General features: G+C 61.8%; 24 protein-coding genes. 12 read left to right on the top strand and 12 right to left on the bottom strand.

The genetic code is table 11. The features are described from left to right. Positions 1-10: 10 nt before the first annotated feature. Positions 11-283, top strand: a complete 273-nt coding sequence (tagF, locus tag VA602_RS07925) for a type VI secretion system-associated protein TagF (RefSeq protein ID WP_323452933.1) — start codon at positions 11-13, stop codon at positions 281-283. Positions 284-403: 120 nt separating this feature from the next. On the opposite strand, the gene VA602_RS07920 is transcribed toward tagF, so the two are convergent. Further along, complete coding sequence (locus tag VA602_RS07920) at positions 404-829, bottom strand: RidA family protein (RefSeq protein ID WP_323452932.1); 426 nt, start codon at positions 827-829, stop codon at positions 404-406. A gap of 366 nt (positions 830-1,195) precedes the next feature. Between VA602_RS07920 and VA602_RS07915 the strand changes: the two genes are divergently transcribed. Next, entirely contained in the window at positions 1,196-1,516 is a 321-nt protein-coding gene (locus VA602_RS07915; RefSeq protein WP_197893310.1) for a hypothetical protein, read from the top strand. 189 nt (positions 1,517-1,705) lie between these two features. Here VA602_RS07915 and VA602_RS07910 read toward each other — a convergent pair whose 3' ends face one another. The 3 genes from VA602_RS07910 to VA602_RS07900 form a co-directional block, all read right to left on the bottom strand. Further along, complete coding sequence (locus VA602_RS07910; protein ID WP_323452931.1) at positions 1,706-1,963, bottom strand: DUF2790 domain-containing protein; 258 nt, start codon at positions 1,961-1,963, stop codon at positions 1,706-1,708. Between the two features lie 109 nt (positions 1,964-2,072). Continuing rightward, positions 2,073-2,543: a cyanase gene (cynS, locus tag VA602_RS07905; protein ID WP_054895305.1), complete on the bottom strand. Its 471-nt coding sequence runs from the start codon at positions 2,541-2,543 to the stop codon at positions 2,073-2,075. A 40-nt stretch (positions 2,544-2,583) separates the two neighbouring features. Continuing rightward, positions 2,584-3,243 (bottom strand): carbonic anhydrase, encoded by a 660-nt coding sequence (locus VA602_RS07900; protein WP_323452930.1) that lies wholly within the window; start codon positions 3,241-3,243, stop codon positions 2,584-2,586. Positions 3,244-3,353: 110 nt separating this feature from the next. Here VA602_RS07900 and cynR point away from each other — a divergent pair, with 110 nt between their 5' ends. The 4 genes from cynR to VA602_RS07880 all read left to right on the top strand — a co-directional run bounded on the left by cynR (position 3,354) and on the right by VA602_RS07880 (position 6,273). Continuing rightward, positions 3,354-4,241 (top strand): transcriptional regulator CynR, encoded by an 888-nt coding sequence (gene cynR, locus VA602_RS07895; RefSeq protein ID WP_323452929.1) that lies wholly within the window; start codon positions 3,354-3,356, stop codon positions 4,239-4,241. Between the two features lie 529 nt (positions 4,242-4,770). Beyond that, a complete protein-coding gene (locus tag VA602_RS07890) occupies positions 4,771-5,028 on the top strand; it encodes a hypothetical protein (protein WP_323452928.1) in 258 nt (85 codons plus the stop codon). 212 nt (positions 5,029-5,240) lie between these two features. Beyond that, positions 5,241-5,528 (top strand): DUF3077 domain-containing protein, encoded by a 288-nt coding sequence (locus VA602_RS07885; protein WP_153773442.1) that lies wholly within the window; start codon positions 5,241-5,243, stop codon positions 5,526-5,528. Between the two features lie 265 nt (positions 5,529-5,793). Then, entirely contained in the window at positions 5,794-6,273 is a 480-nt protein-coding gene (locus VA602_RS07880) for a carboxymuconolactone decarboxylase family protein (RefSeq protein ID WP_153773441.1), read from the top strand. On the opposite strand, the gene pdxR is transcribed toward VA602_RS07880, so the two are convergent. Continuing rightward, complete coding sequence (pdxR, locus tag VA602_RS07875; RefSeq protein WP_323452927.1) at positions 6,266-7,702, bottom strand: MocR-like pyridoxine biosynthesis transcription factor PdxR; 1,437 nt, start codon at positions 7,700-7,702, stop codon at positions 6,266-6,268. The two genes, VA602_RS07880 and pdxR, sit on opposite strands and share 8 nt — an antisense overlap. A gap of 89 nt (positions 7,703-7,791) precedes the next feature. Here pdxR and VA602_RS07870 point away from each other — a divergent pair, with 89 nt between their 5' ends. The 3 genes from VA602_RS07870 (at position 7,792) to VA602_RS07860 (ending at position 9,526) form a co-directional block, all read left to right on the top strand. Beyond that, positions 7,792-8,274: a GNAT family N-acetyltransferase gene (locus tag VA602_RS07870; RefSeq protein ID WP_323452926.1), complete on the top strand. Its 483-nt coding sequence runs from the start codon at positions 7,792-7,794 to the stop codon at positions 8,272-8,274. A 28-nt stretch (positions 8,275-8,302) separates the two neighbouring features. After that, positions 8,303-8,968 carry an FMN-dependent NADH-azoreductase gene (locus VA602_RS07865; RefSeq protein ID WP_323452925.1) on the top strand — a complete coding sequence of 222 codons (666 nt, stop codon included), beginning with the start codon at positions 8,303-8,305 and terminating at the stop codon, positions 8,966-8,968. A 108-nt stretch (positions 8,969-9,076) separates the two neighbouring features. Further along, the gene (locus tag VA602_RS07860; protein ID WP_012314951.1) at positions 9,077-9,526 is read left to right on the top strand and encodes a carboxymuconolactone decarboxylase family protein; all 450 of its coding nucleotides are present in this window, start codon (positions 9,077-9,079) and stop codon (positions 9,524-9,526) included. 198 nt (positions 9,527-9,724) lie between these two features. Here VA602_RS07860 and VA602_RS07855 read toward each other — a convergent pair whose 3' ends face one another. From VA602_RS07855 to VA602_RS07840, 4 genes are read right to left on the bottom strand one after another with little or no spacing between them, the layout of a single operon-like run. Then, entirely contained in the window at positions 9,725-10,540 is an 816-nt protein-coding gene (locus tag VA602_RS07855; RefSeq protein ID WP_323452924.1) for a PP2C family protein-serine/threonine phosphatase, read from the bottom strand. Continuing rightward, entirely contained in the window at positions 10,537-11,910 is a 1,374-nt protein-coding gene (locus VA602_RS07850; protein ID WP_323452923.1) for a serine/threonine-protein kinase, read from the bottom strand. The genes VA602_RS07855 and VA602_RS07850 overlap by 4 nt, the downstream gene beginning before the upstream one ends. A 13-nt stretch (positions 11,911-11,923) precedes the next feature. Next, positions 11,924-12,802 carry a c-type heme family protein gene (locus VA602_RS07845; RefSeq protein ID WP_323452922.1) on the bottom strand — a complete coding sequence of 293 codons (879 nt, stop codon included), beginning with the start codon at positions 12,800-12,802 and terminating at the stop codon, positions 11,924-11,926. A gap of 15 nt (positions 12,803-12,817) precedes the next feature. Next, positions 12,818-13,666: a hypothetical protein gene (locus VA602_RS07840; protein ID WP_323452921.1), complete on the bottom strand. Its 849-nt coding sequence runs from the start codon at positions 13,664-13,666 to the stop codon at positions 12,818-12,820. 369 nt (positions 13,667-14,035) lie between these two features. Between VA602_RS07840 and VA602_RS07835 the strand changes: the two genes are divergently transcribed. After that, positions 14,036-14,551: a DUF3455 domain-containing protein gene (locus tag VA602_RS07835; RefSeq protein WP_323452920.1), complete on the top strand. Its 516-nt coding sequence runs from the start codon at positions 14,036-14,038 to the stop codon at positions 14,549-14,551. 126 nt (positions 14,552-14,677) lie between these two features. Here the strand turns inward: VA602_RS07835 and VA602_RS07830 are convergent, their stop codons facing one another. Together VA602_RS07830 and glpT are read right to left on the bottom strand one after the other, a co-directional pair. Next, positions 14,678-16,006, bottom strand: coding sequence for an OprD family porin (locus tag VA602_RS07830; protein WP_323452919.1), 1,329 nt, complete (start codon positions 16,004-16,006; stop codon positions 14,678-14,680). A gap of 467 nt (positions 16,007-16,473) precedes the next feature. Next, positions 16,474-17,826, bottom strand: coding sequence for a glycerol-3-phosphate transporter (glpT, locus tag VA602_RS07825; protein ID WP_063545483.1), 1,353 nt, complete (start codon positions 17,824-17,826; stop codon positions 16,474-16,476). Between the two features lie 208 nt (positions 17,827-18,034). Here glpT and gcvA point away from each other — a divergent pair, with 208 nt between their 5' ends. After that, a complete protein-coding gene (gcvA, locus tag VA602_RS07820) occupies positions 18,035-18,955 on the top strand; it encodes a transcriptional regulator GcvA (RefSeq protein WP_323452918.1) in 921 nt (306 codons plus the stop codon). Between the two features lie 12 nt (positions 18,956-18,967). Here the strand turns inward: gcvA and VA602_RS07815 are convergent, their stop codons facing one another. Continuing rightward, positions 18,968-19,606, bottom strand: a complete 639-nt coding sequence (locus VA602_RS07815) for a cupin domain-containing protein (RefSeq protein ID WP_197891133.1) — start codon at positions 19,604-19,606, stop codon at positions 18,968-18,970. Between the two features lie 216 nt (positions 19,607-19,822). Here VA602_RS07815 and VA602_RS07810 point away from each other — a divergent pair. Beyond that, positions 19,823-20,381: EamA family transporter (locus tag VA602_RS07810; protein ID WP_323452917.1), on the top strand; the 559-nt coding region annotated here is incomplete at its 3' end.

Raw genomic sequence — 20,381 nt, 5'->3', positions numbered from 1 at the left:
GGTGAGGCCCTTGGAACAGCGCGTTTCGCGCACCGGCTTCTACGGCAAGCTGGTGACCCATGGTGATTTCCTCAGCCGACGCCTGTCGCCCACCTTCGTGCGAGGTTGGGATGACTGGTTGCAGGCCGGCCTGCGCGCCAGCGAGCAGGGTGGGAACAGGCCTACCGCTGCAGCCCGATCTGGCATTTCGCCCTGGCCGCCGACGCTGCTGGTGAGCCGGGGATTGCCGGGGGCAGGATGGTTCGTTGGGATGTTGGGTGGGGAGGGTGGCGGCGCGGCTTGAGCTTCATGCCTGCACCGTCCTCACCGCTAATCTTGAGTACAGCGAGGTACCTGTGGGAGCGGGCTTGCCCGCGAAAAAGACACCGCCGTGTCAGGTACGGCGGGTCACGTCAGATCAATCTCAAACCGCCTCACAGCAAGCGGCCACCGCATCGATCTCCACCAGCATGCCATCCAGCGCCAGCCGTGGAACGGGGATCAGGGTGCAGACCGGATGCCCGCTTTCCCAGACCCGATTTGCTTCGCTGACCCATTCACGCAAGCGATGCTCATCATGATCGACGATCAACAAGGTCAGCTTGAACACCTGTTGCAAGCTCGCGCCCTGCGACTTCAGTGCCGTGTCCAGGTTGGCCAGTGCTTGCCTGGCCTGCTCGGAAAACTCGGCGGGCAGTCGCCCGTCGACGTCCTCGCCCCCTTGTCCGGCAATGAACAACAGCCTGGCCCCAGGTGCCACTGCTGCGACGTGGGAATACCCGTTGCTGCTCGGGTCGTACAGCCCGGGTGGATTGGACAGCGCGAATGCGGTGCGGGAATCTGCCGACATGGGATTGCTCCAGAGGAAAGAGCGGGCAGTCTGCAACCTCGAGTCAACTTGAGGTCAAGCGTGTTTCAAAGGGCTTGCAGGGCCTCTGTGGGAACGGGCTTGCCTGCGATCACGGGCAACGCCCGTGCCATGCACCGCATCGCCTGCTTCGCGGTAACCCGCTCCCACAGAGTGTGCGTCGCACTTACGAAACGCGATTTTTCAGTGTCCGTAATGGGGCGAAAGCAATCAACCGCTACCGCCAGCTCCCGCTAAGGCGGTGGGGAATTTCAGGAATGAGGGTGAGTCGTTGATTGCACGATAAACAACGAAAACCATCAGGGTCAGCTAGAGTTTTGATGAGTACAACACCGCGAGATAACGATCATGCTAAAACAAGAAGCAGACGACGTGATTGAGCGTATTCGGGAGGACCTGAAAAGGCACGGTGTGCTGATCGGCTACGATCCCGAGTTTACTACTGCTGAATTCGGGTGCGACCTGGACCATCACGTTGCTCAGGTCAGAGAGGATCCGAACAACCGTGTGTTGCAGATTGCGATACATGACGAAGGGCTCTGGCACCAGCTCCAGCAGGGAAATGTGTATCGGTGTAGCGTCAGTGATTGTCGAGGAAAGCTCTTCGGCATTCCTATTACGATAGAACCGAGAGAGGATGAGTCCTACACCATTGAGTACAGGCTCTGAAGTTTCAGGAGGGTCGTCTGCCGTCCAGATTCCCGTCCCGCAGACGAGTCGGCAGATCACCCTCTGTCGGAAGCAAAAAGCCCACAGCGATTTTCGCAGTGGGCTTGCGTCCATACAGGATGCCAAGCCTCGATCCCATCTGCCCTGATGTCCAGGAACTGCCTGTCGAGCTGCAGTAAGGATGGCGCATCAGTTGTTGGCACAGCCATTCCCCACGATTCTGTACTCCATGATATGCCGCTCGCCATTGGAGTCGTCGTAAGTCAGCTGCATCGGCACAACTTCGCAGACATTGGGCACCGGCGTAACAGCCACAACGTGCGCGATATCCAGGTTCTGAGAGTAGCGATAGGGTTCAACCGTCATTGGTGCAGTTCGAGTACCTTGGTCATCGGCCATGGCAACAGAACCAAGGCAGCCTAGGAACAGAACGAGTAAGAGTTTCATGGTAATCACCTGTACTGAGGGCGTAGGAAGGCCTGAGCATCCGATTGGCGCTCAGTCGTCATGAATGTCGGGGATGGCCCGGCGCAGTAAGGCGCCGGGCTGAGCTACATCAGAAAGGCTTGGTAGGCAGGTACTTGCCGTCCAGGGTGATCACAGCACGGTGGCCACCGTCCGGATCTTCGACTTTCTTGATGTCCAGCTTGAAGTTGATGGCACTGATGATGCCGTCGCCGAACTTCTCGTGGACCAGCGCTTTGAGGGTGGTTCCATACACCGACATCATTTCGTAGAAGCGGTAGATGGTAGGGTCGCTCGGCACGCCGTCGAAGAAGCTGCCGCGGATCGGCATCGATTGCAGCAGTGCGACTTGATCAGCGTCGAGGTCGAGCTTTTCGCCTACGACCTTCGCGGCGCTTTCAGGCAACGGATGCTGGCCAAGCAAGGCCGCGGTGACGAAGGCCTCGGACAGGCCCGTACCGTCAACGATTTGCGCAAAGGACAGGTCCTTGCGAGCCTTGGCCTGAATGATGACTTCGGTCAGTTCCTGGCGAGCGGTGCGGGTGGCTTGAGTCTGGATCATGGTGAGTCTCCTGTGTAAGAAAAGGTGCAGGTACAGGCTTTCAGGCGACGTGCCTGGCCGGCTGGGAAACGGCGTGGACTTCTGGGTTTTCCGCGAGAGACACGAAGGTGCCGGTGCTGCCATCAAAAGCGTCGATACGTCCGCTCTCGATGTCATAGATCCAACCGTGCAGGGTCACGCGGCCTTCTTCGAGCGCCAGGCGCACGGAGGGGTGGGTCTGGATGTTGGCCAACTGCGCGACCACGTTTTCGCGCACCATGGAAGCAACTTTGCTTGGGCCGTCCGCATGCTGACGGGCCTCATTGACTACCTTGGCCGAGTCGGCATACCGCACCCAGCTGGCTACGGCGGGCATGTGATCCAGGCATTTGCAGGTGGCGATGGCGGTCATCGCGCCGCAGTCGGAGTGGCCGCAGATCACAATGTCTGCAACCTTGAGTCCGGCGACCGCGTATTCGACCGACGCCGAAACCCCACCCGGCTCTGGCCCATACGAGGGCACGATATTGCCGGCATTACGGATGACAAACAGATCGCCTGGCTCGCGTTGGGTGACCAGTTCAGGCACCAGTCGGCTATCAGAGCAGGAGATGAAGAGAGCCTTTGGCGCCTGCTGATTGGCAAGGTCCTTGAACAGTTTGACCCGCTCCGGAAAGGCGTTTTTTTGAAACTTCAGAAATCCGTCGATGATCGCTTTCATGGTTGCTGTCTCGATGTCGCTGGGTGTGAGACGGAGATTAAGCAGTGCATGGCATAAGGTAAAAGTCTCATTTATTATGAGTTGGATCAGATTATCTTATGGGTCTAGACATGCTCGCTCGCCACATCCAGTACTTCATGGCCGTTGCAGAACATCTCAGTTTCACGAAGGCCGCAGCAGCGCTGCATGTCTCTCAGCCGGCGCTTTCTCAGCAAGTAAGGCAGTTGGAAGAGAGCCTGGGAGCCCAGTTGTTCGACCGATCAGGCCGCACGACGCGTTTGACTGACGCGGGGGAGGTCTACTTTCTCTATGCGCGCCGTGCGTATCAGGAATTGCAGGAAGCCAAAAGGGCTATACATGATGTTAGCGACCTCAGCCGTGGCTCATTGCGTGTTGCCGTAACGCCGACGTTCACGACCTATCTGGTGGGGCCGCTGATCGAGGCATTTCTCTCCAGATACCCCAAGATCACCGTCAACCTTAAAGAGATCTCCCAGGAGCGTATCGAGGAGTTGCTGTTGGCGGGAGAGCTGGACGTAGGGATCGCATTTGACGAAATACAAGCGCCGGATATCGAAGCCATCCCCTTGCTGAACGAAACGCTTGCTTTGGTCATGAACCGCAGACACCGCCTGGCCGAGGACCGCTCCATTAGCTCGCACGGCCTGAGTGCAGTGTCTTTGGTCTTGCTCAGCACAGAGTTTGCCACTCGCGAGCAAATCGACCGCTACTGCCGCAAATATGAGATTCGTCCCAAGGTGCAGATGGAGGCCAATGCCCTCGGCGCAGTGATCGAGATCGTTCGCCGGACGAATCTCTCGACCTTGTTGCCTGCCAGAATTGCGTTGGCCCATGACGACCTGGTGGCCATCACACTGGAGCCGGAGCGCTTGCAGCGACGGGCCGTTCTGATGCGGCGCAAAGACGCTTTTCTGAGTGCGGCGGTGCGTGTCTTCATCGAGCTGGCTAAAGAAATATCCAGCGATCTTGATCAGTGAGGGTTTGCGCGACCGCAGGATGTGCGTGTGCAACATGGCCCAAGGGAAAGTGCAACGATGATGGCCTTGCCGACCTACGAAGTGGAGACTGGCAGGAGGGGGAAGCCACTATTGGCTTTCTAGCCGCTGACGGCGCACTGATGTGTATCACTAACCTCCAGCAAGCAACTCACCCCAAAATCAGATGACTTCCTACGCGGGCGAATCAGATTTTCGCTATTTCATGTAGGCCCTTTCCTAAGCATCCTTGGCCCGCTTTTGTGCCATCGCAGTCACGGCTAGTCTCGCTGGGCCGCTGCCAAATCAGCGGTCAGGTCTGCAAGCCTGTGCGGTATTACGATGGCGCCCACCTCCTGACGTCTTCGGCGTTTCGCCGTAGGTCCGGTTCAATGGTGGCTGCGTGCGGGTGACCTACGGGTCAACCGGGTTTTGTCTCGTAATGCCCCGGTCTTGCAGGCCTGCACGTAGCCGCCACCCTTCACCTGCAAGTGAAGAGTGGACGGTCGGACTTCCGCATTACGAGGTGCATATGCTCAAGATCGTCCCCGACCCACCGCACACCACCGAAGCCCCCGACTACCTCGAAGACACCCTGGTCGAAGCCATGGAATACACCCTGTGTGGCCTGGCGGTAGCCAACCAGTCGATCACCTTCCTCCCCAAATCCCCCGCCACGATCATGCTGCTCAGCGTGATGCACGAGCTCGACGCCGTGCGCTCGCTGTTGGAGTGCGCGTTGGCTCAGGTGCAGCTCAAGAGCCGAACGCAGCCGCTGTCCCTGCATTAGTCCTTACGCATTTCCAAAAGGCTTGCAGGACCTCTGTGGGAGCGGGCTTGCCCCGCGATCACGGGCAACGCCCGTGCCATACACCGCATCGCCTGCTTCGCGGGTTTACCCGCGAAGAGGTCAGCATTGGCACAACATAAACACTTGCCCCAAACCATCACCGCTGGCTCCTGCATACCCACCGTATTCACAGCACCTCGAAGGACTTCCCCATGGACAAGGACTCACCAGACCACCTCGGCAAACTCGGCTGGACCGTCGGCACCACCACCTGCCTAGAAAGCGAAGTCAAAGGCAAACACCTGTTCCGCGTAGAACCCGGCAACTGCGCCGACCACGCGCTGCAACAGGCTTCTGAACTACTGGCTAGCGCGCGGCGGGCATCGTTCATCGGGGTGATGGACGACGAACCGGTGCTGGTTTGGGCGGCGCATTACCTCAGCGAGATGGCCAAGGCGTTGATGGATGATGCGCATAGGGGGATGCATGAAAGCGATTGAGGTAGAGGTTGGACGGTTCAGAGTTGTCCGTTAGGATCTACGACTACGTCTTCGGATGACAGCTTCCGACCCAAAGCTGCCGTCCGCGAAAGAGCAGCAAGAGGCCTGTAGCGCCTCTGCGACTCTACTGCTCGACGGGATCATCATGGCGCACTTCGCTACAGGGATGGTCTAGTTCGAAATCACCATCTTGGCTCTGTGTGGCTAGTCCAAGCGTGGCTAGAGTGGGCTCCAACGGACACTAACCCACTGCGAGTACCTGCCCATGAACAACCGCCTTGATTACTTCAAGCTGTCTCCCCAAGCGTCCAACAAACTGGTGGAGTTGACCCTGCAACTGAGCAAGAAGCCGTTGATGGTCGATCTTGCCCACCTGATCATGTTGCGGGCTTCGCAGCTCAACGGCTGTGCGTTCTGCGTGGATATGCATGTGAAAGAGGCGAAGATCCATGGCGAGCGCGAGCTGCGTCTTCACCACGTCGCCGTCTGGCGTGAGTCGCAGCTGTTTACGCCCGTAGAGCGAGCGGCGCTGGAGTGGACTGAAGCCCTGACCCAGTTATCGCCTCATGGTATCTCCGACAGCCTCTATGCGCGTGTGCGCGAGCAGTTTTCCGAGCACGATCTGTCGGATCTGTCCTTCCTGATCGTCGCCATCAACGGCTGGAACCGCCTCAACGTAGCTTTCCAGGCCATCCCGGGCTCATCCGATGAACTGTTCGGCCTGAGCAAGGCCAACCTCAACTGAGTAACGTGCTGATCACTGCGCCAAGCTGCTCGCCAGGAGCAGCCGTGGCGCAGTTGGTAAAGCTCAGGAGCAGACCCGACTGACGCTGCGACGAGGCAGCCCAGCGCGACAGCGCCTGTACCGAGATGCCCCTGCCCAGCAACTGCTCGGCCAGGGCGGTGTCGTTTACGTCCTTCGGCAAACGCAGTACCAGGTGCATACCGCCCGGCGAGCGCTCCACCTGCATACCCTGCGGCAAACTTCGCTCCAGTGCTTCGATGGTCAATGCCCGTCGCTCGTTGTAGATGCGGCGCATGCGTTGGATATGCCGGGCAAAGTGTCCTTCGGCAATGAACTCCGCCACCATGGCCTGGGTAATTGACGGTGACCCGGCAGCGAACAAGGCCCGGCCGACGCGCTCGAACGCTGCCACCTGCGCCTGCGGCACCACCAGATAAGCCAGGCGAAGGCTGGGAAACAGCACCTTGCTGAAGGTGCCGGCATACAGCACGCGCCCATGGCGATCCAAGCTGGCCAGCGCTGGGAGTGGACGGCTGACGTAGCGATACTCGCCGTCGTAGTCGTCCTCGACAATCCACCCCCCGGTGCGGGCAGCCCAATCCAATAGCAGTTGTCGGCGTGGCAACGACAGTGCCATCGACAGCGGGCTCTGATGGCCCGGTGTCACCATGGCGACCTGCGTAGCCCGGCCACCCGCGATGGCATGCTCTACATTCATGCCATCGGCATCAACCGGCACCGCTTCCAGCTCCAGTCCGAATTGGCGAAGCACTTGGCGCGTGGGGGGATAGCCCGGGTCTTCCACCCAGGCTCGCGCCCCTGGCTGCAACAAGGTATGCGCGATCAACGTCAGGCTATTGCGCCAACCGCTGGTGATAAAGACTTGGTGGGCACCGCAATCGATGCCTCGGGATACCTGAAGATACGAGGCGATGGCGCTGCGCAACGCTGGCAGGCCGTGGGGTGCCGGATAGTCCAGATCTCCCGTACGCATCCCGCGTAGATACCGGGCACCCAGACGCGCCCATATCTTGCGCGGAAAAGCATCCAGCGCCGGCACCCCCATCTGGAATGGCAACAGCTGCGGTGGACGCCAGAGAGAATCAGGGGAGTCTTCCATCACCTGGCTGCTGACGGGTGCTGTGCTGGCCGCCAACCCGGGCTTCTGCAGTTCAGGATTGATCACGGTGCCTTTCTGCCCGAGCGCAAGGAGGTAGCCCTCGCTGGCTAGCAGTGAATAGGCCAGTTCGACGGTCCCGCGGGCCACACCCAGCTCCTTGGCCATGGCGCGCGCCGACGGCAAGCGGTCACCGGCGGACAACGTGCCGGCGGCAATGGCGGCCAGCACGCGGTCGTAGAGTTGGCGATACAGAGGCAGAGCGGACTGCTCTTCCAAGGGGGCGAAAGGCGGTTTTGGCGAAGTCATCATGGACTAGTTCGTATCCCATTTCTTGGCTCAATCAAGTGGGTCAATGGTAGTCCAATATAGCGCCATCACTTACGCATGAGGCCAATCCCATGACATCTACGTTGACCAACTTCATACCCAGCGTGCTCGACTTGGCCGACACGGCCCTGCGTCCCTTGGACAACATCCATGACCTGTGCGGCGCATTCCCGTTAATGCAGCAATTGCGCTCTCATCTGACCAGCGAATCCGACTTCACCAGCCGCATCGAGCGTATGCGTGTTGAAGGCTATCACCTCATTGGCGCGTATGACTCAGGCGTCCTTGTGGCATTGGCTGGTTACCGCCTACAGGAAAACCTGGTCTACGGCGCATTCCTGTATGTCGATGACCTTGTCACCGCCGAGGCTCATCGGGGTGGCCAGTGGGGGGCGCGCTTGTTGCAAGCCTTGGAACGACTGGCCCGCGCCAGCGGCTGCGCGCGCCTGGTGCTCGACACAGGTTTGGCCAACGCTCGAGCGCAACGTTTCTACTTCCGTGAAGGCCTGTTGACTGGGGCAATGCGCTTTCAAAAACAGTTCGATACGCCATAACCCGCACACATCCAAGGAGGCAAACATCATGACATCGTCCCGACCGCTACGTGCTCCTTTGCGCGTTCTTCGCCTGGTCGCCAGCCCCAACGCAAACCATTCGGAAAGTCTGAAGCTGTCGCAGCAGATCCTGTTTGGCTTGGCCACCGAGGCCGGCAGAAGGGGTATCCAGTTGACCGATCTAGATCTCAACGCCTTGGCACCCGTCGATGCGTCTTACGCCCAGGCATTAGCCAATCAGCGCATAGTCACGGTAAGCGGGCGGGACAGTACTTTGAGCCGTTCCAACGAATTGATCGACCAACTGCAAGCATGCGACGTACTGCTGATTGCCACGCCGATGCACAACTACAGCGTGCCCGCCCCACTCAAGATGTGGATCGACCAGGTGGTACGCGTAGGTAAAACCTTTGTTGGCACCGCCAAAGGTAAAGTCGGAAAGCTGACGGATCGTCCGGTCTACGTCGCAATCGCTAGCGGGGGCCACATCAGCGGTCCACAGGCACGTCAACCGGACTTTCTGCGCCCCTACCTGTCGGCCGTCCTCGCCACCATTGGTCTCACTCAGGTGCATTATTTCTCCGTTGAGGGTACCGCCAAGGGGGGGGAGTCACTGAGTACTGGAAGGGCAACAGGGTACGGTGATGTACAGGCGTTCTTTGGCAGGCAGAGCTGTCGAGTAGGTCAAGTCTAAAGTCCGCTTCAAGGCCGACATCTACACCAAGCGCTTGGGTTTGTATCTCAACTGGGCCGTATGCGAACAAGCGGCCATGCGCTTCATCGCTCATACAAAGGAAAAATCATGAATCGTCTCAATTGGTTTGAAGCTTCGCCTGGTGCAGCTAAGGCCCTCGGCGGCCTGCATCATTTCGTGACCACCGCGACAAATTTGCCAGCCTCGTTGATCCACCTCGTGTTTCTCAGGGTGTCTCAAATCAACGGCTGCGCTCATTGCATTGATCTTCACTCACGCGATCTGATCAAAGCAGGTATGTCAGTGGACAAGGTGCTGTTAGTGCCGGTATGGCATGAAGCGCAATATTTGTTCTCGGATCAGGAGCGGTCAGCACTGGCTTGGGCGGAAGAAGTCACCAGGGTAAGCGAGACACAGGTATCCGACGAAGCTTATGCAGCCGCATCGGCGATGTTTGCAGAAAAGGATCTTGTTGACCTGACAGCGGCCATTGCCGCGATGAATGCGTTCAACCGTATGGGCGTCAGCTTCCGACTCAAACCTGCGGCTAGGGCTTGATGACCTAGTGACTCGGCCTGGAGAGGTAGTACTTCGGAGACGGCACATCGCTTGTATCGCGTACCGTCTGCTTCAGGCCAATTGCTGCCCTTGCCGAACGATTCGCTAATGAACAGCCTTGGGGGCCCAACTCGGCCCCAGGTAACGCACCATTTTCGAAAATGCCAGCAATCCTGTGAGGCCAGCCCCTACCATCTCTCACTCAAACTTCACCAACACCACCGTAGCGTTATCTCGCCCACCATACTCCGCCGCCAACTGAATCAACCGCTGACTACTCCCCTCCAGACTCTCCCGCCCGGCACCCTCCAGCACCCGCGCCATCTCATGATGCGGCACACACCCATGAACCCCATCACTGCACAACATCAGCAAATCTTCCGCCTGCACCGCCTGCACCCACACCTGCGGCTCCACCCGCGGCGCTGGCCCGATCGCCTGCAATAGCACATTGCGCGCCGGCAGCCGATCGAAATGCCCGGCGTCCAGCGCTTGCTGGTACCAGGTCTGGTCGCGGCTCAACTGCTCCAGCTCACCGTGGCGATAGCGATACAGGCGGCTATCTCCCACATGAAACGCCAACAACGGCCCACCGGCCTGGGGGCGCCAGATGCCGGTGAGGGTGGTGCCCATGCCGCGACCTTCGCTGAACTGGCGGGTGTGGTTGTGCGCGTACAAGCGGGTGTTGACGGCTTCGAGCGCCTCGTGCAGCACGCTCAGGGCCTGCATCGAGGGCACCTGGCAGGTGGCGTCGGGGTCGCTGGAGGTGTGGGTGAGCTGCGCCAGTTGGTGCGCCAGGCAGTCGCGCAGCGACTCCAGGGCCAGGGCGCTGGCCAGGGCGCCGGCCTGGTGGCCGCCCATGCCGTCGGCGACGGCCAGCAGTTCCAGGCGTGGGTCGATCAGGAAGTGGTCTTCGTTGTGCTGGCGCACCGGGCCGGTGTCGCTGTGACCGAAGGCGATGCCGCCGCGCAGCAGGCAGGGCGCGGTGGCCATGTGGTTTTGTGGCGCGCTCATGGCTGCTCCTCGAGAAAGGCGCTGCGTTGGGCGGGGTCGGGGATGTGTTCGGCCAGGGTCTGCAACAGCGCCTGGCGGGTGCTGGCGCGGGGCAGGGCACGGCGCATGACGATGCGGGCGATCGGGCCGATCAGGTAGGTCAGGCGCGCTTCGCTGGCCTCCAGGAATGCGGGGTCCAACGCTTCTGGCGTGCCGGGTTGGCTGACCAGGGTGACTTGGGCTGGCAGGGTTTCGGTCGAGGGCAGCAGCGCTTCGGTGGCGGCGACGAACTGCTCGCGGCCACGCTCGGAGGGAATGTGCGGCAGCAGGGCGCTGCGCAGGCTGGCGAAGTCGTCGGCGCTGGCCAGGCTGCGCTTGACCAGCAGGCGCGCCAGTGGGCCGATCTGTTGCGACAGCAGCGATTCGAGCTGCGGGCGGACCTGGCGTTTCCACGGGGTCAGTGTGTCCGCCGCTTCACTGCTGCTGGTCGGCGCGCTGCCCAGGCTGGCGTGGCTGAACGAGGCGGGCATCAGTAGCCGGGTGCGGTCGTCGTCCAGTTCCACGCTGCCCAGTGTCTGTGGGCCGGACAGGGCTTCCAGGGCGTCGAGGAAGTCCTGCGCCGAGGCGAAGCGCTCGTCCGGGCGCTTGGCCAGGGCCTGGCGGATCAGTTGGTCGAGCTGCGGGTCGAGGGTCGGGTTCAGGCTCGACGGTGGCACCGGAGTCTGGTTGAGGATCTGCTGCATCACCATGGTCGCCGAACCCGAGAACGGGCGCTCGCCGGTGAGCAACTGGTACAGCACGATGCCTGCCGAGAACACGTCGGATCGGCCATCCACCAGCTCGCCGCAGAACTGCTCGGGCGACATGTAGCTGGGCGTGCCGATCATCGAGCCGGTCTGGGTCAGCACCGAGGTGTCGATGCGGGCGATGCCGAAGTCGGTGACCTTGACCTGGTCGTCGGCGGTGATCAGCAGGTTGGCGGGTTTCACGTCGCGGTGCACCACGCCCTTGGCGTGGGCGTAGTGCAGGGCGCCGAGCAGTTGGCGCATCCAGCCCAGCACCTGGGCCAACTGGCGCGGCTCCTGGTTCTGCAGGCGGGTGTTGAGGGCGATGCCGTCGACGAACTCCATGGCGATGTAGGCGGCGCCGTCGTCTTCGCCGTAGTCGTACACCGCGACGATGTTCGGGTGGCTCAGGCGCCCGGCGGCCTGGGCCTCGTTCTGGAAGCGGCTGAGCAACTGGTGCTGCTGGGCGTCGCCGAGCAGCTCGCGGCGGATGGTCTTGAGCGCCACCACTCGGGCGATGTGCGGGTCGAAGGCTTTGTACACGGTGCCCATGGCACCTTTGCCGAGCACGCTGTCGATGCGGTAGTTGCCCAGTTGTTCGAGCATGGTGGGCTCCCGGTTATTCTTCGAGCATCTTCATGGCGCTGACCAGGCTGGTGCGCATGCGCACGAACGATTGGCCCATGCGTGCCAGTTCATCGTGGCCGCTGACGTCCATCTCGGGCACGTCGTCTTCGCCGAGGCTGACCCGGTCGGCCAGTGCCGACATCGCCCGCAGGCGGCGGATGACGAACAGGTGGACCATCACGTTGAGCGCGCAGAACAGGAACACGAACACCCCCAGCAGCGACAGCATGAAGGTGTGCAACAGCTCGTTGGCGCGTTGCAGCGGCACGGCCAGCGGCACCGAGACCAGGCGTGCGCCGATGATCTCGTTGAGCTTCCAGCCGAAGCCGTTGTGCGTGCCGTAGCGGTCGACCACGGTCTTCGGTGCGGTTTCCGGGGAGGTGTGGCAGGCCAGGCAGGCGGGGTCGGTGATCTGGATTGGCTGGGCGACGAACAGCGCCGGGCCCTTGCCATCGCTGCGCTCGCCGATCAGTTCCTGGGTGTCGGGTTTTCCGCGCAACTGTTCGACCACCTCGGTTTCCCAGCCGGTGGCCTTGTTGCGCGGGTTGGTCGGGTTGAGAGTGGCTTCCTTGTAGAGGAAGTCGGGGTAGGTCTTGAGCAGTTGCTGGAGCTGTTCGGTGGCGGCGAAGGAGGGGATCGACTGTGGCAGGAATTCGAACTTCAGGCGGTTCTCCAGCAGCGGCACGATCTGTTCGGCGGTGTAGGTGCTGCTGGCGCTGGCGGCGCTCATGAGCATGCGTGCCTTGTCCAGTGATTCTTCACGTGCGCTCTTTTGCAGCAGGCAGTGGGCGAACAGGCTGCTGGCGATGAAGCCGACGATAAAGACGGCCAGGAACACCATGTTGAAGCGTACGGCCAGGGTCAGTTTCATGGGGGCTCCGGGGTGTCAGCGTGTGGCGTTCTTGCGTTCGAATCGGTACAGCGCGGTTTCCCAGTCCAGCGTGCCGCCGAAGCGCTGCACGATGGCCTGGCGGAAGGCCGGATCGGCCAGGCGCGGTGTGAACCGCGTGGCCAGGGATGCGCCGTTGAGCTTGAGGGGGCCGAGCAGCAGCGGGCTGGCGTCGGCGAAGCTGGCTTCACGCAGCTTGTTCAGCGGGTCGGCTGTGAGCTTGCGGGCGGCGACGCTGGGCAGCGGGTCGAAGAAGGCGGGCGGCATCGCGCCGATGAAGTCGCCACTGGGGCGACCCGGCGCGCTCACGGGGCCCTGGCCCTTGGCCTGGGCAAATTCTTCGCGGCGCAGCACCTGCCTGGCAGGGTCGCGCGGCTTCTGCCTTGGATCACGGACGCTGACCATGCCGTCTTCGACGAACACTTCGGTGCCGCTGGCGTCGGCATGGATGACGCTGGCGGCCTTGCTCGCATCGAGCGCCAGGTTGGCGGTGCTGACCCGTAGATTGCCTTGGGGTACGCCACTCAACGGTTGCAGCTTGAGCCAGCCCTGCAGCAGGTTGAGATGGGTGGTGTTGCCAGTGTGTTCCAGATACAGGCGGGTGTGCGGGCCAAGGGCAATGCGTGTGCCGGCCGGTTGGTCGATGAGCACGCCTGTGCTGCCGGCTTCGAGGTAGTCGGCACTCTGCAGGCGGGTGCCGGCGCTGGCTTGGTAGACGCTCGTGGCACGCAGCAGTTGCACGGGCTTTTCCGCTGCGCTGATCACCCCGATATCTGCTGGGGCGGCGAGCAGTGGCGAGAGGTGGAGCAGGCCAGCCAGGAGGGGTAGGAGCGCGGTTCTGTTCACGGTTCGGTCATCGTGTGTACGGAAGGGGTAACCCCGGGATGAGCGCAGGCTACCGATTCACGGGGTGCGATGAACGTCAATTTTTTCTATGTATTTCAAGGGGATGAATTGAATGAAATCATGGAATAAAAGGGCGGTGGCGGGTGTTCTCGTCATGGGCGCGCGGGTTATTCGTTGGCCTTGCCGGCCCTATCGCGGGACCAGCCCGCTCCCACAGGCTCATCATCGTTCTTGAAAGCGGTGGGGTGCCTGTGGGAGCGGCGGTTCGCCGCTGCGACTGGTCCCGCGATAGGGCCGGTAGACACAGCGGGAATAAACGGGCGGGCTGGCTTGTTGTATGGAGGTCCCCATTGATGACAGGCAAACACCATGCACCCGACCTCACGCACCACCCCGCAACGCCGCCGCGCCTTCCTTGGCGTCTGCGCCCTGGCTGTGCCACTGCTCGCCGGTGCGGCGCCGGCCAGCTTCACCGTCGCGCCGGGCAAGGCCGAGATCCTCGCGGTGCAGGCCGTGGGGGTGCAGGTCTATGACTGCCGGGCCGATGAAACCGGGCAGTTGAAGTGGGCATTTCGCGAGCCGTTGGCCACCCTCACCCTCGGCGGCAAGACCGTCGGCCACCATTTTGTCGGGCCGTCCTGGGAGATGGACGACGGCAGCCGGGTGACCGGCAAGGTCGTGGCCCAGGCGCCGGGCGCGGGCGAGCAGGATATTGCGCTGCTGCAACTGGAGGTTGCCAGCCACCAGGGGCAGGGCGTGTTGAGTGGAGTGGACGAGGTGCAGCGGCTCGATACCCAGGGTGGCAAGTTTGCCGGAAGCTGCACACGGGAGGGCGCGCTGCACGTTGAACCGTACAGCGCGCGGTATGTGTTTCTGGGGCGGTGATGGAGTGTTCAGGGTTTGATGGATTTCAGTGCCGGCCTCATCGCGGGGCAAGCCCGCTCCTGCAAGGGTCAGTGGCGACCTGTGGGAGCGGGCTTGCCCGCGATAGGGCCGACACTGACGTCGCGATCAGAGAATCGACAGCGGGTAGTCGACGATCACCCGGAACTCGTTGACATCCCCCTCGGCCTGGTCGGCATTGCCCCGGTGGATCGCCTCGCGCAGGCGCACCGACAGGTCCTTGGCCGGGCCGGACTGCACCACGTACTTGGCTTCGAGGTTGGTCTCATGATGCTTGCCATCCTCGCCATAGCCATAGCCCAGGTACTTGCTGTCCGCGGCCATCTTGCTGCCGTCGATGCCATGGCCGTTGACGTAGCGGGCCATGAAGCTCAAGCCCGGCACACCGAAGGTGTTCATGTCCAGGTCGTAGCGCACCTGCCATGATTTTTCCTCTGGCCCGTTGAAGTCCGAGTACTGGATGGAGTTGGCCAGGAAGATCCCGTCACCGGTGTCTCCCGGGCCGTTGATGCCGAAGGCGACATAGTCGAACGGGGTGTCGCCGTGCACTTTCTGGTAGGCCAGGGTGATGGTATGCGCCGAGAGGAAACTGTACGCGGTGGAGAACGACCAGGTGGTGTTGTTGATCGCACCGGCGTCGGCGCGACCGTCGTCATTGGTGCGGTAGAGGTTGAAGTCGAAGTTCAGCGACTGGTCGTCGGCCAGCGCCAGGATGTAGTTGGCGTTGCCGTAGTACTGGCGCCAGATGTCCTGCAGCTTGGAGCCGTACAGCGACACCGACAGGGCGTCGTTGACTGCGTATTTGCCGCCGATGTAGTCGATGCTGTCAGCCTGGATATTGGCGTAGGAGGCCCACAGGCCATGGTCGCCGTTGGTGGTGACCGGGCCGTTGCCTCCGGTGAAGTGGCCCGCTTCCAGATCCAGTCCCTTGATCTCGCTGCTGAGCAGGTTGAAGCCAGTGGCGGTTTGCGGCAGCAGGCGGGTACCGCCGGCGGCGAATACTGGCGCCGTGGGTTGCAGGTCGCCCCAGCGCAGTTCGGTCTTGGAGATGCGCACTTTCAACGCACCACCGGCGCGGCCGTAGTCGTCTTCGGGTGAGCCGTTGTCCCTGACGGGCAGGTTGCCGGTGCCGGAGGTGCCCTTGCCGCCGTCGAGCTTGACTGCCAGGTGGCCGAACGCTTCGACGCCGAAGCCCACGGTACCCTGGGTGAAGCCGGAGCTGTAGTTGAGGATGAAACCTTGGGTCCAGTCGCGGCGATCCGGGCCTTGCGACTTGCCATCACGGTTGAAGTAGTAGTTGCGCAGGCGTGCATTCAGCTCGCTGCCGTCGAAGAATCCCTTGGCTTCGGACTGGCTCGAAACGGCTTCGGCGAATGCGGCTTGCAACGGCGCGCACAGCAGTGCCGCGCTCAGCATGGAGAGTCGGAATGGCGACATGTCGTACCCCTTGGTTGGAATTGTTGAGGCAGGTGTCTGGGTAAAGGAATGTAATTGTTGTAAGGGTGTAGCCGGTATTGATGCCGGGCTACTAGTAACAAATGCCGCGCCGCGCATGCCATTGTGTTTCGTTGATAATCGAAATCACGGTTTTTGATTGCAGTATCGAGTGACTATGGGGTTAAAGTCGGCCCCGATAAAGTATTCGTGCACTCAGGACATCCCCCGTGCTAGAGCACCTCCTGGGTGGGCTCCACTTTATCGCCCTTTGGTTGTTTGCCGCCTGGTTTCAGGCGGCTTTTTTATGCCTGGTATTTAATGATGGGTGGCGAAGAGCCATTTTTTTGCGCACTGATTTCAGCGCGCCTGGAAGGGCAGTGGGCAACTTTCCTGCAGCAGAAACAACAAGGCCGGTGACAAAGAATGTCACCGGCCTTGTTGTTTGTCGCGGGCGTTATATCAGCCGATCACACCACCGCTTCGCGGCGGCTGCTGGCAACCTGAGTGTGGCGCAGTGTCGGCAGCAGGAAGGCGATCGACAACAGGCAGGCACCGACCAGTAGCACGAAGCCGCCGTCCCAGCCGAAGTGGTCGACGGTGTAGCCCATCGCCGCACTGGCTGCGACCGAGCCGCCCAGGTAGCCGAACAGACCCGTGAACCCGGCGGCGGTGCCGGCGGCTTTCTTCGGCGCCAGCTCCAGCGCCTGCAGGCCGATCAGCATCACCGGGCCGTAGATCAGGAAGCCGATGGAGAACAGCGCGATCATGTCGACGGTGGGGTTGCCCGGTGGGTTGAGCCAGTACACCAGGGTGGCGACGGTGACCAGGGCCATGAACACGATGCCGGTCAGGCCGCGATTGCCACGGAAGATCTTGTCCGACATCCAGCCGCACAGCAGGGTGCCGGGGATGCCTGCCCACTCGTAGAAGAAGTAGGCCCAGGAGGTCTTGTCGACGGTGAAGTGCTTGGCCTCCTTGAGGTAGGTCGGCGCCCAGTCGAGCACGCCGTAGCGCAGCAGGTAGACGAACACGTTGGCCAGGGCGATGTACCAGAGCATCTTGTTGCGCAGCACGTACTTGACGAAGATCTGCTTGGCGCTGAATTCCTGTTCGTGGCTGGCGTCGTAGCCTTCGGGGTAGTCGTTCTTGTACTCCTCGATCGGCGGCAGGCCCACCGATTGCGGGGTGTCGCGCATGGTGACGAAGGCGAACACGGCCACCAGCACCGCCACGGCGGCCGGTACATAGAAGGCGGCATGCCAGTCGTTGGTCCAACCCAGGCCGAGGATGAACAGCGGGCCAATCAGGCCGCCACCCACGTTATGTGCCACGTTCCACACCGACACCACGCCGCCGCGCTCCTTCTGCGACCACCAGTGCACCATGGTTCGTCCGCTCGGCGGCCAGCCCATGCCCTGGGCCCAGCCGTTGATGAACAGCAGGATGAACATGATGGTGACGCTGGAAGTCGCCCAGTGCGCGAATCCGAACACGAACATCACCGCTGCCGACACCAGCAGGCCGAAGGGCAGGAAGTAACGGGGGTTGGAGCGGTCGGACACCAGGCCCATGAGGAACTTGGACAGACCGTAGGCAATGGCGATGGCCGAGATTGCCAGACCGAGCTGGCCGCGGGTGTAGCCTTCCTCGTCGATCAGGTAAGGCATGGCGAGGGAGAAGTTCTTGCGCAGCAGGTAATAGCCTGCATAACCGAAGAAGATGCCGGCGAAGATCTGCCAGCGCAGGCGGCGATAGGTACTGTCGACCTGTTCAGCGGGCAGCGGCGCCCGGTGCACGGCGGGGCGGAAGAAGGCAAACATCGGGGTACTCCAACGTTGTTGTTTTATCTGCGAAAGCGAATATTACATTTTCGTTACAGAAAAAAATATCGCTTTCACAGGCGGGAGTGTTGCTTTGCGAACGTTCCGTCAGATCGTGATCAAGGGCGCCTGCTGTGTGCTAGCGTTGCGCCCATTCGCGTGTGTAACAGCACATAAGACTTTGCCTTTATTGAAAGAACAGCTATCGATGACGACGCCTGCCTATCTCAACGCCCTGCGCGCCTTCGAGGCCGCTGCACGGCATCAGAGCTTTTCCGCCGCGGCGGCAGAGCTGAACGTCACACCCGCTGCGGTCGGCCAGCAGGTACGCAACCTCGAGGCCTGGCTGGGCATTGCACTGTTCACCCGCGCCGGCAGCGGCAGCGCGCGCTTGGTGCTGACCGAGGCAGCGCGGGTGGCCTTGCCGGATATCCGCGAAGGATTCGAACGATTGACGCTAGGCTTGGCCCGCTTGAAGGACGCCTCGGTGCATGCGGGGCTGACAGTGACGGTGAGCCCGGCGTTCGCCTCGAAATGGCTGTTGCCGCGCATCGAGCGCTTTCAGCAGGCCTATCCGGACATGGACGTGCTGCTCGACACCAGCGCCCGCTCGCTGGATTTCCAGGTCGAGCGGATCGATGTGGGCGTGCGCTATGGCGCGGGCAAATGGCCGGGGTTGGCCGCGGTGCACTTGATGGACGAGGTCATGTTCCCGGTGTGCGCGCCAGACTACCCGCTGCTGCGCGAGGGCATGCTGACCCCCGAGGCGCTGGCGCGCAGTACGCTGATCCATGATCTGACCATGGGCCGTGACACCGACTACCCCACCTGGCGGATGTGGCTGGATGTTTCGGGGCTGTTCGAGATCAAGTCCGACCACGGCCTGCGCATCAACAACTCGGCGGCGGTGCTGCAGGCGGCAATGGACGGGCAGGGCCTGGCGTTGGCGCGCAGCGTGATGGTGCGCGATGACCTGGCGGCCGGCCGGCTGATCCGGCCCTTCGCCGACAAGGGCCTGGATTGTCCGCTTACCCAGGCGTACTACGTGGTGTATCGGCCTGAAAGCGCGAGCCTGGCCAAGGTGCAGGCGTTTCGCGACTGGTTGCTGGAGGAGGCGCGCAGCGCTTGAAGGGGCGCGCGCTCACAGCTGCAACGAGGCATCCTTGACCCAGACGCGGGCACCATCGGAGCCCGCCTGCGCCTGCAAGTCCATGCCTGCTGGCAGGCGCATCCAGCTCCACGGGCGCAGGACGAAGCCGTCGCCCTCCAGACTGCCGTCCAGCACCAGCACCTCGAGCCCACGTCCGTTGTCCAGGTGCAGCGACGCTGAGGGCTGCAACCGCTCGACGCTGACTCGCTCATGCACGTTCTCGAACAGCAACTGGTGCGGTTGTCCGTTCAAGTGCGTGCTCATCTGCACGTTGTCATGGTCATCGAACTGGCGCAGACGGACGAAGATCGTGCAACCCTGCGCGCCGCCCGGTGTGTGCTTGCTTCCGGGTGGATTACGCACGTAGCTGCCGACCGGGTAGCGCCCGTGCTCGTCTTCGAACACGCCTTCCAGCACCAGGAACTCCTCGCCGCGCGGATGGCGGTGGGTGCTGAAATGGCTGCCTGGTTCGTAGCGCACCAGGGTGGTGGCCCGCGCCTTCTCACAACCAATGCGAAACAGCGGACGGCGCTGCACGCCCGGGCTTGGGCTGTCGATCCAGGGCAGGTCGGCGCCGTGCATGATCACGCGCTGGCTCAGGTCATCGTTGAGGTATTTCTGCAGTTCCATGGGGGCGCTCCTGGGACAGTCTGAAGGTCTGGAATTGAAGCCATGATCGATGCATGGCCGTCGCTGGCGCAACCGAGCAAATCTTTGCTGCTGCTAAAGAAAATCTATGTTGCCGCTGCGCGCTCGCAGAACCGACTATCCGTTTGTGCGCGGAGCAAGCGCGGGTCAACCTGACAGTCGCTGCGCAGTGCAAAGTTTTTCTTTCGGAATGGGACTATGAACAACAAGACCATCGCCGTTTCCAGCCCGCGTGTGCGCCGCTGGCTGTGGGCTGCACTCTTCAGTCTACTGGCCTTTGCCGCCAACTCGATCTTCTGCCGCCTGGCCCTGGCGCAGGGGGCGATCGATCCCGAGTCCTTCACCGCGCTGCGCTTGCTCAGCGGCTGCGCTTTCCTGCTGATTCTGCTGCGCCTGCGCGCACCCCGCCAGGGCCTGGGTGGCAGTTGGAAGGGCGGTCTGGCGCTGTTCCTGTATGCCTGGCTGTTCTCGGTGGCCTATGTGCAGCTGGGTGCTGGGGTAGGGGCCTTGGTGCTGTTCGGCGCGGTGCAGATGACCATGTTCCTGTACGCCTGGATTCGTGGCGAGCGTTTCAGCGGGCGGGTGATGGGAGGCATGTTGATGGCCTTTGCCGGGTTGGTGCTGCTGCTGTTGCCGGGGGCTGCAGCGCCGCCTTTGGCGAGTTCGCTGGTGATGGCGTTGGCGGGAGTGGCCTGGGGCGCGTATTCGCTGCTGGGCAAGGGGTCGTTGCGGCCCTTGGCCGATACGGCGGGCAATT

The sequence above is a fragment of the Pseudomonas machongensis genome (assembly GCF_034961125.1).
GTDB lineage: Bacteria > Pseudomonadota > Gammaproteobacteria > Pseudomonadales > Pseudomonadaceae > Aquipseudomonas > Aquipseudomonas machongensis.
Note: the sequence above shows the minus strand (reverse complement) of the source record. Positions and strands in the feature narration are given on the sequence as shown.